We start from the raw sequence: 13,422 nt of genomic DNA, 5'->3' as shown, positions 1-13,422 counted from the left end.
CCTGTGTTATTTCATGACTTTTCCTGCAATCTCTGTATTCACTAGAGTTTTGTGGCCGACTTCCTTAGGAAGTTCTCCTGCTTTATCCATGATGTCCTGCAGGTTATTCCATTCTTCTTCATCAAGTATTGGATCTGTTGCGAATGATCCCTGGCTCTTATACCTTTCTACTACTGTTTCGATTAACGCAAGTTCTGTATCTTTGAAATAAGGCTGGATTGCTTCAGCGGTTTCTTTGGCACTGTGAGTCTCTACCCATTGCTGAGCCTTGTAAATGGCACGAGTGAACTTCTCGATTGTTTCAGGGTTTTTCTTCATATAGCTTTGCTTTGCCATAAATGTGGTATAAGGAACATGACCGGACTCCGTTCCGAATGAAGCAACAATATGACCTTTGCCTTCTTTTTCAAACAAACTTGCAGTTGGCTCGAAAAGCTGGACAAAGTCTCCTGTTCCAGATGCGAAGGCGTTAGGAATATTCGCATAATCAATATTTTGGATCATTTCCAAATCTGATTTAGGATCGATTCCGTGCTTCTTGAGTACGAATTCGCCCACCATTTGCGGCATCCCGCCTGTACGCTGTCCAAGATACGTAGATCCTTTGAGCTGATCCCAAGAGAAATTATCAATCTTGTTTCTTGATACGAGGAACGTGCCATCTGTCTGTGTCAATTGGGCAAAGTTGATGACTGGGTCATTGGAACCCTGTGCATACACATAGATGGATGTTTCAGATCCAACGAGGGCCACATCTGCAGCGTTGGAAAGGACTGCTGTCATGGTTTTGTCGCCGCCCCATGTGGTAGTCAGTTCAACTTTTAAACCTTCATCCTCAAAAAATCCTTTTTCAAGGGCAATATATTGAGGAGCGTAAAAAATCGAACGTGTTACTTCTGCAACCTTGACGGTCTGTACCTTGTCTTTACCGCAAGCTGCAAGAGGTATAATAAGTACAGCAATCAACAATAAAGCAAAACCGGCTTTTAACCAATTTTTCATATAAATGCCTCCTAATAAATGGGCTGATTTTTAACTTACGATATCGTATGAAACGGGAAAAAATGTGTGAATGCCCAGTGGCAAAAATGAAAAAATTTCATATTAGAGGAGTGAGAATGTTGGATAAGGATGGACAAATCATATCAGCATATAAATTTCCATCCCCAAACCCTGCTGTCGAGCTGGAGATGATCACTTATAATGCTGGGGGATTAAGGGTAAAGGGGCTTTTGGCAAAACCTGTGGACGGGAGCGGGACAGATGGCTTTCTTTATTTGCGAGGCGGTATTAAAAACGTCGGTAAAGTTCGGCCGGCAAGGATTGCTCAATTTGCTTCCGAAGGATTTACGGTTTTTGCTCCATTTTATCGTGGCAATCAGGGAGGAGAAGGTGACGAGGATTTTGGCGGCGAGGACCGGGTTGATGCCTTCGCAGGTTTCAAGCTGCTTCAGTCCTTGCCATGGGTAGAGAAAATCCATATCTTCGGCTTTTCTCGCGGAGGCTTGATGGCCTTGCTGACCGGCATCAAATTTCCTGAGGCTGCTTCCGTTGTGACGTGGGGCGGTGTAACCGATATGTTTTTAACGTATGTAGAAAGAAAAGACATGCGAAGGATGATGAAGCGGGTAATTGGGGGAACACCGACGAAGTATCCGCGGAGGTATAAATTCAGGACACCTTTGTATGAAATTGAAAATCTCAAGGCTCCAGTTCTGCTGATTCATGGCAGGAAAGACCATAATGTTTCGATAGAACATTCTTATCGCATTGAGAAAAGGCTGAAGGAATTGGACAAGCCCGTGCAAAGCTGGTATTTTGATGAATATACACACTACTTTCCTCCAGTGATGAACAGGAAAGTAGTTGCTGACTTAACGAATTGGATGAAAACACAATCTCAACAATGATAAAATGAAATTATAAGTGATTATGAAGAGGAGCGAGAACGATGGGGATGCCATTAGAGTTGAATACAATGATCGTGACAAAGGGCCGGGAGCAGCGGCTCGAAAACAATTTCTTCTCTTTGAAAAAGGAAGGCTACAGGCTTTATCCAATTGACATTCCACTGGAAGTGAAAAAGACGATCGAGGGTGACTTGACAGGAACCGGCGTCATTCAAAAAGTCGAGTGGACAGAAAATACGACAACACTTACGTATCAATTAGTCGCGTTAAATTCAACTAACTAAGCAGGGCATAAGTGCCCTGCTTAGTTAGTTGACAACAGGTCACCGATTAGTTATTGAAAACCTGTTGATGGAGTGGAAGGCGCGAAGACTCCTGCGGGATCACCGGACGCCCCGCGGAAAGCAAGCGCCTGGAATGGAATCAACAGACTAATTTTATAGATCAACTAAATAAAAAAAGCTGTAGACAAACTTGATTTTCTGAGTTTGTCTACTCTTAGCAGGGCATAAGTGTCCTGTTATTTTTTTTCCTTAACAAACTGTTGTAGAGAGGGCAAATAAATCTGTCTTAAATAATGGCTCTGTTAATGCTCATAGTTGACTTTTTAAATCCTGTAGATTGTAGCGGAAATCAACAGTAAGTTATCAGAGCTAGACAAAAGAAAAGAGCTGCATACGCAGCCCCTTAATAGATGATTATTACCATATGAACAACCCAACAACCATAGCACTTAACAGGGAGACCGCCATTCCGCTTACTAGTAACTTCCAAACATTTTTTCCTATTATGTGTGATTTTTCTTCATCCACTACGGAATTGAATGTTCCATAAATCATTCCAACTGTACTGAAATTGGCAAATGACGTAAGGAAGGTCACCGCTACAGCCACTGTATGCGGAGCCAAGTTGCTAATTTTATCCTTTAAGTCGAGCATTGCCACAAATTCATTTGTAGCAAGTTTTATGCCCATTAATTGAGCAACATACATGGCATCTTTACCGGACAATCCGAGCAAGTATGCGAATGGGCTAAAAATAACCGAGAAAATTTTCTGAATGGTCAATCCTTCAACAAAGAATCCTAATATCCCATTTAAACTAGCTGTCAATGCTACATAACCAATAACCATTGCTGCAATGACAAGAACCATCCGGCCACCTACAAGCATACTGTTGGAGATGGTGGAAAAGAAATCCTTTCGTTCCCCTTTTTCAGGAACATAAACGATATCTTCATCCTTGCTGACTTCAACCGGGTTTAACATGTTTGCAATCAATAGGGCATTCAAACAATTTAACGGTATCGCGGCAAAAACATATGTCGCCGGGACCATTGATAAATAAGCTCCTATGATGGACCCGCTAATACTGCTCATGCTCATGATTCCAAAAGTCAACAGACGAAGTTGACTTAATCCCGCGAGCTGATGACGGATTACTGCAAGTGCTTCTGTGTTGCCCAGGAACATCATTTGGATGGAGAAGAAGCTCTCAAGTTTAGGTAAACCGGACACTTTCGCGATTAGCCAGCCTACTTTGTCAATAATCCAGGTTAAAATACCGAAATAAGACAGGATATCAAAGAAAGTAATGATGAAGATGATCGGCATCAAGGCGCTAAAAAAGAAATCTACGTATTCATTAGCCATAGCTGAAGGGAAAACGAAAGATATCCCTTCATTCGCGCATGAAATAAGCCATGTGAAGAAAGATGCGATCTGATTAATTACCCATGTTCCTATCTTTGTAGATAACATAAACCACGTGATCAGAAATTCTACAACTAATAACAACAAAATGAATTTCCACTTAATTCTTCGTTTATTGGGTGAAAGTAAATAAACAATTCCCAGTACAACTAAAACTCCAATTGAATTCAAAAGAAAATACAATGTCATAACCTCCTCGGAATATTATTCCTATAAATAATTAATAAATACAAAAAAGCCCTTATTTTTCGCACTTTCATCCTTTGGACAGAAAGCATGGAAAAATAAGAGCTTGTATAAGACAACTCTAGTTTAGTGAGCTCGATTTGGCGTTTATTTTACTTATAAACAAAGGAAAAGGCCATCTCCCGAAGGAATGGCCTTTTATCAGATAGATTATGCAGTTGGTCCGCCAGTTGGTCCGCCTTTTTCTTCAATTTGGGACGGCACATTTGAGAACTTCTTGAAGTTTGCACGGAACTTCTGCGCAAGCTCGTTTGCTTTTGCATAATAAGCTTCCTCGTCACTCCATGTTTTTACTGGCTGAAGAACATCGTCAGGAACACCTGGTACGTGAAGTGGAATGTCCAGACCGAAAATTTCATCCTTCACTGTTTCAACATTGTTCAATTCGCCTTCAAGAGCGGCCTGAACCATTGCACGTGTGAAGGCAAGCTTCATCCGGCTTCCTGTTCCGTACTCTCCACCAGTCCATCCTGTGTTAACGAGGAATACCTTCGCGTTATGCTCATCGATTTTTTCGCCAAGCATCTCTGCATAGCGTGTCGCAGCAAGCGGCAAGAAAGGGGAACCGAAGCAGGTAGAGAATGTTGCCTGTGGTGATGTGATGCCGCGTTCTGTTCCTGCAAGTTTGGATGTATAGCCACTCAAGAAGTGGTACATTGCTTGCTCCTTGGTAAGCCTCGCAATTGGAGGCAGCACTCCAAAGGCGTCAGCAGTCAAGAATACAATCGTATTCGGATGTCCTGCAATACTTGGTTCAACGATATTATCGATTGCCTGAATTGGATAAGCTGCGCGAGTATTTTCCGTCAGTGAGCTGTCATCATAGTCAGCAACGCGCGTTTCACTGTTAACAACAACATTTTCAAGGACAGAACCGAAGCGGATCGCGTCATAAATCTGTGGCTCTTTTTCCTTAGAAAGGTTGATGCACTTTGCATAGCAGCCACCTTCAACGTTGAAAACACCGTTTGCCGACCAGCCGTGCTCATCATCGCCGATCAATCGGCGGTTCGTATCAGCAGACAATGTGGTTTTTCCTGTTCCGGATAATCCGAAGAACAAGGCAACATCACCTTCACGCCCTACGTTAGCAGAGCAATGCATGGATAGGATGCCGTTTTCAGGAAGAAGATAATTCATGACAGAGAAAATAGATTTCTTCATTTCTCCTGCATATTCTGTACCGCCAATTAGTACGACGCGCTTCTCAAATGAGACGATGATAAATGTTTCTGAGTTTGTCCCATCTTCCTTTGGATCAGCTTTGAAGGTAGGCGCAGAAATGACAGAAAATCCCGCTTCATGGCTAAGCAGTTCCTCTGCATCCGGGCGAATGAATAATTGGTGGGCAAATAAGTTGTGCCACGCATACTCGTTAATGACCTGTATAGGAAGGCGGTATTTCTTGTCTGCACCAGCAAAGCCTTTAAATACAAAGACTTCTTCTTTTTCTTTCAGGAAATTCAAAACTTTATTATAAAGTTTCGTAAAGGATTCCTCAGAAATTGGCTGGTTGACAGAGCCCCAGTCAATCTTATCCTTTACCGATTCCTCTTCTACAATAAATTTATCCTTAGGTGAGCGGCCAGTGTACTTTCCAGTAGTAGCTCTTACTGCACCTGTGGAGGTCAACAGACCTTCATTGCGATTCAATACTTTTTCAACCAGCTGCGGGACAGATAGCTGTACCTGTATATTGCTTCCTTTTAATAAAGCTGAAAGTTCATTGGAAATTCCTACAACATTCATCCGAGAATACCTTCCTTTTTAAAAGATTGATATATTGAAAGTGTTTACATCTCGCTATTAGTTTAGCACATTACATTAATTAATCTATACTAATGCTCGAAAAAATTCCCTCTTTTACAAAAATGTATATATAAATAGAAGAAGGCCGGAGCAAGAACCAAATAACTCCACCCCAGGATTTTAACACACTAACGCATTGGGGGTCAGACCCCCAGCGCTTTAAAGTGGGAAAGTTCTGCATGAATCGACATTTTGTGAAGAAAAGGATTGACATGTATTTGTAGGTTCGTTATGATTTTGATTTGAACGGATACTCTCTTATCCCGAGCTGGTGGAGGGACAGGCCCAATGAAACCCAGCAACCTGCAAACGAGAAATAACAGCCTGGTAAAGGTATGTTTTTTTCGGGCAAAGGTGCTAACCTGACGCAAGGGAAATGCCCTTGAACGATAAGAGCGAAAGGCGCGGATTAAAGCAAAAACCTTTCCTCAAGCTATGGAGAGGTTTTTTATATTGTTTTTTTCTGTATTCTGTCTGCTGGTCTATTACCAATAGCAGTCGATCTGCCTTCTTTGGTGTCATTGCTCCCATGGGTAGGATTAGGAAAAGTTAACTCAGCATGAAGTTTAAACAAATTTTTCTAATAAAAACTCAGCGTTTATTTCATACTACATAGGGAATGAGTACCGTATCACACCGAGGTTTGTATTGGGACAGCCTCGATCAATTTTTTATAAATGAGGGAGGAAATCAGATGTCAACAAAACGTCGTTTGTTCACTTCTGAGTCAGTAACAGAAGGCCATCCGGATAAAATTTGCGATCAGATCTCTGACGCAATTTTGGATGCGATCCTTGCTAAGGACGCTAATGCCCGTGTTGCTGCAGAAACATCAGTTACTACAGGCCTTGTACTAGTTGCAGGGGAAATCACAACATCTACATACGTAGATATTCCAAAAATCGTTCGTGAAACAGTTAAGGAAATCGGTTATACGCGCGCTAAATACGGTTTTGACTCTGAAACTTGCGCAGTATTGACTTCGATTGACGAGCAGTCTGCCGATATCGCAATGGGTGTTGACCAGGCTCTTGAAGCTCGTGAAGGACAAATGTCTGATCAAGAGATCGAAGCAATCGGTGCAGGAGACCAGGGCTTAATGTTCGGTTTTGCATGCAACGAAACAAAAGAGCTTATGCCTCTTCCAATTTCATTGGCACACAAGCTATCACGCCGCCTGACTTTAGTTCGTAAAGAAGAAATCCTTCCATACCTTCGTCCGGATGGAAAAACTCAAGTAACAGTTGAATACGATGAGAACGACAAGCCTGTCCGCATCGATACAATCGTTATTTCAACACAGCACCACCCAGAAGTTTCCCTGGAGCAAATCCAGCGCAATCTTAAAGAACATGTCATCAATCCTGTTGTACCAGCAGAATTGATCGATGAAAATACAAAATACTTCATCAACCCAACTGGCCGTTTCGTAATCGGCGGACCACAAGGTGATGCAGGATTGACTGGCCGTAAAATCATCGTTGATACTTACGGCGGATATGCTCGCCACGGCGGCGGTGCATTCTCTGGTAAGGATCCTACAAAAGTTGACCGTTCAGCTGCATACGCTGCACGTTACGTTGCGAAAAACATCGTAGCTGCTGGCCTTGCTGAAAAAGTTGAGGTTCAGCTTGCTTACGCTATCGGTGTTGCCCGTCCTGTATCCATCTCTATCGATACTTTCGGAACAGGAAAAGTAAGTGAAGATGTATTGATCGATGTTGTAAATAACAACTTCGACCTTCGTCCTGCTGGCATCATTAACATGCTTGACCTTCGTAAGCCGATCTACAAGCAGACAGCAGCATACGGACACTTCGGCCGCACGGATGTTGATCTTCCTTGGGAGCGTACTGACAAAGCAGAAGCATTACGTACACAAGCACAAGCTTAATAAAATCGAAAAGGGAGTTGCATAGAAATATGTAACTCCCTTTTTAATTTTCCGTCTTATTAAGAGAACTGCAAAGGCAAACAGGACCTAAATACCCGCAAGAATGGAGTTTCTGGTTTGCATCTAGACCAAAAGGTGTAAAATAAAGTATTACCTTAATTTTCCCTGAGATTTTACTGCAAATTTTTTGTGTTTAATGGTAGTATTAGATGGTATGTTTTTAGATGAGCTTAACGAAAGAACAATAAATTTTTTCTGAAATGGAGAAGGTGAAGTACATAATGTGTGGCTTTATCGGTTGTGTACATGAAAAAGCACAAGAATTCAGCAGCGAACAAAAGCAGCTGTTTAAAAATATGAACGATATCATTACCCACCGTGGACCGGACGATGATGGGTATTTTTATGATGAGCATATCCAATTTGGCTTCCGCCGTCTGAGCATTATTGACATTGAAGCGGGACATCAGCCTCTGACGTATGAAAATGAAAGGTACTGGATCATTTTCAATGGCGAGATTTACAACTATCTTGAGCTTCGCGATGAATTAATTGAAGAGGGACTTAAATTCGAGACTCACTCTGATACAGAAGTCATCATTGCTCTTTACAGCCATTACAAAGAGCACGCAGTTGACAAGCTGCGCGGAATGTTCGGCTTTGTCATTTGGGACAAACAGGAACAAATCCTTTTTGGAGCACGCGATCACTTTGGCATTAAGCCATTCTTCTTTTTTGAAGACGGAGACCGCACTTATTTTGGTTCTGAAAAGAAGAGCATCCTGCTTGCATTAGAGAATGATGTACTTGATTACAAGGCATTGCAGCATTATTTAACGTATCAGTTCGTTCCAGAACCAAACACATTGTCTGAAGGCATTTACAAGCTTGAGCCAGGGCATTATTTTACAAAGAAAATCGGTTCACCAATGGAGATCAAGCGCTATTGGAAGGCAAGCTTCTCGCCAATCCATAAAACTGAGGAAGAATTCACGAAGGAAATTAGAGATGTGTTATTCGAATCAGTAAAAATGCATATGCGCAGTGATGTACCGGTTGGTTCATTCCTTTCTGGCGGTATCGATTCATCTATCATCGCTTCGATAGCTAAGCAGTACCACCCTGCAATTAAGACATTCTCAGTTGGATTCGAACAAAACGGATTCAGCGAAATTGATGTTGCAAAAGAAACTGCTGACAAACTTGGTGTTGAAAACATCAGTTATGTAATCAGCCCGCAGGAATATATGGATGAACTTCCAAAAATCATGTGGCATATGGATGACCCGCTCGCCGATCCGGCAGCTATACCTTTATACTTTGTTGCCCGTGAAGCAAGGAAGCATGTTACGGTTGTTCTTTCTGGTGAAGGTGCCGACGAGCTTTTCGGCGGCTATAATATTTATCGTGAACCGCAGGATCTTGAAGTCTTTAATAAAATCCCTCAAGTTGGAAAATCTATGCTAAAAGGCATTGCCAAAATGATGCCTGAGGGAATGAAGGGCAAGAGCTTCATTGAACGCGGCGTGACGCCGATGGAAGAACGCTATATCGGCAACGCGAAAATGTTCACGGAAAAAGAGAAGAGCGAGCTTCTCCATGTATACAATGGCCAGTATGATTACAGAGATATCACGAAGCCACTTTACAGGGAGAGCAGAGGGTACGATCCTGTTGATACGATGCAATACATCGATATCCATACATGGATGCGCGGCGATATTTTATTAAAGGCAGATAAAATGACGATGGCCCATTCACTGGAGCTTCGTGTTCCATTCCTTGACAAGGTTGTATTTGAAACAGCTTCTAAGATTCCAACAAGCTTAAAAACTGCTAATAATACAACTAAGTATATTTTGCGTAAAGCAGCTGAAGGGGTTGTACCTGACCATGTACTGACCCGCAAAAAGCTTGGATTCCCTGTTCCTATTCGCCACTGGCTAAAGGATGAAATGAACGAATGGGCTAAGAATATCATCAAGGAAAGCAGCACGGATCATCTGATCAATAAAGAATATTTGTTGAAGCTTCTAGATGACCACTGCCAGAACAAGGCAGACAACAGCCGCAAAATCTGGACTGTATTGATGTTTATGGTTTGGCATGACGTTTATGTCGAAAAAAAATACTCCTTCCAGAAGGAGTATGAGACTCAAAAAGTATTGCAATCATTAAAAGGCTAATAATCAGGGAAGGTAGGTAATTGCCTGCCTTCCCATCTGCACCCATGCTTCCAGGAAATCCTGCATGGGTGCCTTTTTATTTTTCATGCCCGTCAGCGGGTCATTAAAATATACATAATCTTTGTCATATCCCGTAACTAGCACCGAATGTTCCTTTGTTGTTACCGAGACTGTGCCATTCGGGGTGTACCATGTTTGGAAAAAGCTATCGTCGATCTTTTCGTACTCCGTATTAGTGATTACCCATACAGGACGGCTGCCGGAAAGGTGAACTTTCAACTCAAGGAAATCCGCACCGGTAAGATCTTTTATTTTGCCAGGAAGGTACTTTTCTGCAAGTTCGGCTATTGGTTTGTGATAGACACCAAGCCCTGGTTCTGAGTAGGTATACATATTGCCGACAAAGCCTTCGTTTGGGTCGCCAAAATAAATATTCCCATTAGCCAGCTTGTATTCAGCTGGATTTTTCTTAATTTCCTTTGCAAGGGTAAGCTTGTCCACCGATATTCCTTTGTACTGCAGGAGCATAGCTAGACTTGTGACTTCACAGCCTCTTGGCAGCTCAGGCATTTGCCAAATTGTCGGTGCGTCTATTAAAACGGATTCCTTGATTGGGATGATCTCAACCTGGTAATCATCCTGGACTGTTGGAGCAGATCTTGCTTCCGGAGTGTCCAGCCAGTTCTTTACTGATTGGACAGCTTTGGCAACATTAGCAGGCTGCAGGTTTTCCAGCAGGAACGCCCCAGCCACCGACACGAAAACGAGCACGAACATCAGGATGGATTTTATCATGCTATTTTGTTTGCTGATTATGAGCAAAAACAAAGCTAGCAGCGGTATAATGGCCGCGATTGATAAATATAATGGGTTCATCATCCATCACCTGCTCTCTCCGAATAATTAAAATTATATAGGGGTATAGTATATAAATTAATATCGGTTTAATCAGGGAATTTTTAAGTGCAGATGCTATTGTTCATTTTTGTTTTGGAGCTGTTTGTAGTACTGCCCTTTTTCGGCGTACTCTCTTGAAATCCGTTCCATATCGCGGATATCTTCCTCTGTGAGCTCACGGATTACTTTTGCTGGTCTTCCAAACGCCAGTGTATTCGGAGGGATCTTTTTTCCCTGAGGGACGAGGCTGCCAGCTCCGATAAATGCGCCTTCCCCAATTTCTGCCTGGTCAAGGATGATGGATCCCATTCCAATCAGCGCTTTTTTCCTGATGATGCAGCTATGAAGGATGACCTGATGCCCAACTGTCACCTCGTCTTCAAGGATGAGCGGATTGTTTGGGCTTTGGTGTAATACGGAGTTATCCTGAATGTTCACCTTGTTTCCGATTATGGTTGGAGCTACATCTCCGCGTATGGACGTGTTGAACCAGACACTTGATTCATCGCCAATTTGAACATCGCCCGTAATTGTTACATAATCTGCAATAAATGCGGATTCAGATATTTTAGGTGTAATTCCTTTGTAAGGGTAGATCATTGTACACTCTCCTGTAAAAAATATATTTTAGAATGCTTTAATTTTTATTTTTACCTAATTATATATTATAGTTCTTTTAAAGAACCTTGATAAGCTATGCGAAACACACTCATTCGTAAAATGATGAAATAAATACAACAAAGATAAAGTAATAACTGGGGGAATGGTCATGTGGAAATGGGAAGCAGACGGAGAAGCTAAGGCTGTTATCGTTATGGTCCATGGTGCGCTTGAGCATCATCGCCGATATGGCTGGCTTATTGAAATGTGGCGATCATCCGGCTTTCATGTCATCATGGGGGATTTGCCGGGGCAGGGCATGACAACAAGAGCGAACCGTGGCCATATTGATTCATTTGATGAATACATTATTGAAGTAAAAGAGTGGATTCAGGCAGCTTATGATTTTAACCTGCCAGTTTTTTTACTCGGGCACAGTATGGGGGGACTTATTGCCATCAGGATGCTGCAGGAGGAGCATATGGAGCTTGCTGGCGTGATCCTTTCTTCACCTTGCCTGGGATTAGTCAAGTATCCTTCAAAATTTTTAAATATGCTTTCACATGGCATCAATATTGTTATGCCTACGTTGCGCATGTCTCCTGGCTTAACGGTCGAAATGGCGACGCGGAATGAAGATGTCCTGGCAATTGATCAGAATGACTCGCTTTATATCACCAAGGTGTCGATCAGATGGTACCGTGAACTTGCCGCCTCAATGGAGCTTGCCTTTGAAAATATGGAAAAAATACAGGATGTCCCTACGCTGCTGATACAGGGTGGAGACGATAAAATAGTAGATAAACGTTCAGTGAAGGAATGGTTCAACCATGCTCCGCTTTCCGAAAAGCGTTATAAAGAATGGCCGAAATGCTATCATGAAGTCTTCAATGAGCCAGAACGTGAGGAAGTATTTAATTACTCATTGGATTTTGTCATGAGTCAGCTTAAGTCCATTGGATATGTGTATTAAGTAGATTTTGTTTTAGAAAGGGTGAAGGTATATACATGATAATTCCATCAATGCCGCTTAGTTTAATGTACCGTGTATACCGTCAAGTCCTGCCGCAAGTACACCGGGAGCTCTCTTACTGGAAAAGCAGGGCTGAGGAAATCCCGAATCCTGAATTAAGAAAACAGGCTCTTGCAAGCATCGAGCACAAGACATTCCATTGTGAAGGCGGGGCGATTTTAAGCCTTACCGCCAAAGGGAATTATAAGCAGGCGATCAGGTTTATTGTGGCTTACCAGACGATTAGCGATTATCTTGATAATCTTTGCGATCGGAGCACCTCCCTTGATCCCGCAGATTTTGCCGCTTTGCATGAATCAATGGCTGACTCCCTAAGCCTGGACAGCCAATTGAAAAATTACTATCGAGAGCGGGAAGACCAGGACGATGGAGGCTATTTGTTAGAGCTGGTAACAGTCTGCCGTGAAGTTTTAGCTGAGCTTTCAAGTTATCGCCACATTCAGGAGCATCTGGGTGAGCTTTGCAATTATTATTGTGATTTGCAAATCCACAAGCATGTCGAAGTAAAAGATCGTGTACCTAGGCTGCAAACATGGTTTGATGGACACAGAGATGATATCCCAGAGATGGAATGGTATGAATTCTCAGCATGTACGGGATCTACACTCGGAATCTTTTGCCTTGTGTCATATGCCCTTCGCGATGATTTCAAACCAGAGTACGCAGATAGTATCCGAAATGGATATTTTCCTTACATACAAGGCCTTCACATCCTGCTTGATTATTTTATCGATCAAGAAGAAGACAAGGCAGGCGGCGATTTGAACTTCTGCTTCTACTATGAAAACGAAGAAGCACTTTTTAAGCGTTTGAGGCATTTTGTAAAAAATGCAGATTACCATACCTCCAAGCTGCCTCATCAAAAATTCCATAAGCTGATCAACCGCGGTTTGCTTGGCGTATATCTATCCGATGAAAAAGTAAGACACCAGGAAAGAATCAAGAAACTCGCCCGCGAAATGATCAAGACAGCCGGACCAGTCAGCTACTTCTTTTATATAAATGGACGAGCCTATCGCTCCTTGCAAAAGTGGGTGCCATCCGGCGTTGTTAGGGCTTTTATAAAATAAAGAAACAGCCAGGGGATTTTTTCTCTGGCTGTTTTTATTGTTGGTGGATTGATTTTTGGATGTTA

The 13,422-nt window shown here is 42.3% G+C and carries 11 protein-coding genes and 1 riboswitch; of the genes, 6 read left to right on the top strand and 5 right to left on the bottom strand.

Annotation, left to right across the window (positions count from 1 at the left end; genetic code table 11):
- Positions 1-6: 6 nt before the first annotated feature.
- Complete coding sequence (locus V7654_RS17595; RefSeq protein ID WP_335431985.1) at positions 7-1,002, bottom strand: ABC transporter substrate-binding protein; 996 nt, start codon at positions 1,000-1,002, stop codon at positions 7-9.
- Between the two features lie 119 nt (positions 1,003-1,121).
- Here V7654_RS17595 and V7654_RS17590 point away from each other — a divergent pair, with 119 nt between their 5' ends.
- Both V7654_RS17590 and V7654_RS17585 read left to right on the top strand, forming a co-directional pair.
- Complete coding sequence (locus V7654_RS17590; RefSeq protein ID WP_438825320.1) at positions 1,122-1,910, top strand: alpha/beta hydrolase family protein; 789 nt, start codon at positions 1,122-1,124, stop codon at positions 1,908-1,910.
- Positions 1,911-1,951: 41 nt separating this feature from the next.
- Positions 1,952-2,194, top strand: a complete 243-nt coding sequence (locus tag V7654_RS17585; RefSeq protein WP_335431982.1) for a DUF2584 domain-containing protein — start codon at positions 1,952-1,954, stop codon at positions 2,192-2,194.
- A gap of 417 nt (positions 2,195-2,611) precedes the next feature.
- Here the strand turns inward: V7654_RS17585 and V7654_RS17580 are convergent, their stop codons facing one another.
- Both V7654_RS17580 and pckA read right to left on the bottom strand, forming a co-directional pair.
- Positions 2,612-3,805 (bottom strand): NupC/NupG family nucleoside CNT transporter, encoded by a 1,194-nt coding sequence (locus V7654_RS17580; protein ID WP_335431981.1) that lies wholly within the window; start codon positions 3,803-3,805, stop codon positions 2,612-2,614.
- 213 nt (positions 3,806-4,018) lie between these two features.
- Entirely contained in the window at positions 4,019-5,617 is a 1,599-nt protein-coding gene (pckA, locus tag V7654_RS17575) for a phosphoenolpyruvate carboxykinase (ATP) (protein ID WP_335431979.1), read from the bottom strand.
- A gap of 315 nt (positions 5,618-5,932) precedes the next feature.
- Positions 5,933-6,073: riboswitch (SAM riboswitch) on the top strand.
- A 298-nt stretch (positions 6,074-6,371) separates the two neighbouring features.
- Here pckA and metK point away from each other — a divergent pair.
- The gene (metK, locus tag V7654_RS17570) at positions 6,372-7,571 is read left to right on the top strand and encodes a methionine adenosyltransferase (RefSeq protein ID WP_335431978.1); all 1,200 of its coding nucleotides are present in this window, start codon (positions 6,372-6,374) and stop codon (positions 7,569-7,571) included.
- A gap of 281 nt (positions 7,572-7,852) precedes the next feature.
- The gene (asnB, locus tag V7654_RS17565) at positions 7,853-9,757 is read left to right on the top strand and encodes an asparagine synthase (glutamine-hydrolyzing) (protein WP_335432029.1); all 1,905 of its coding nucleotides are present in this window, start codon (positions 7,853-7,855) and stop codon (positions 9,755-9,757) included.
- Positions 9,758-9,760: 3 nt separating this feature from the next.
- Here the strand turns inward: asnB and V7654_RS17560 are convergent, their stop codons facing one another.
- The gene (locus tag V7654_RS17560; RefSeq protein ID WP_335431977.1) at positions 9,761-10,633 is read right to left on the bottom strand and encodes a C39 family peptidase; all 873 of its coding nucleotides are present in this window, start codon (positions 10,631-10,633) and stop codon (positions 9,761-9,763) included.
- Positions 10,634-10,729: 96 nt separating this feature from the next.
- Complete coding sequence (locus V7654_RS17555; RefSeq protein WP_335431976.1) at positions 10,730-11,254, bottom strand: gamma carbonic anhydrase; 525 nt, start codon at positions 11,252-11,254, stop codon at positions 10,730-10,732.
- A gap of 169 nt (positions 11,255-11,423) precedes the next feature.
- On the opposite strand from V7654_RS17555, the gene V7654_RS17550 reads away from it, so the two are divergent.
- Entirely contained in the window at positions 11,424-12,227 is an 804-nt protein-coding gene (locus V7654_RS17550; RefSeq protein ID WP_335431975.1) for an alpha/beta hydrolase, read from the top strand.
- A gap of 35 nt (positions 12,228-12,262) precedes the next feature.
- Positions 12,263-13,357, top strand: coding sequence for a tetraprenyl-beta-curcumene synthase family protein (locus tag V7654_RS17545; protein ID WP_335431974.1), 1,095 nt, complete (start codon positions 12,263-12,265; stop codon positions 13,355-13,357).
- Positions 13,358-13,422 lie beyond the last annotated feature (65 nt).

The organism is Bacillus sp. JJ1609 (assembly GCF_036967045.1).
GTDB lineage: Bacteria > Bacillota > Bacilli > Bacillales > Cytobacillaceae > Mesobacillus.
This window is presented reverse-complemented; position numbering and strand designations above follow the sequence as displayed.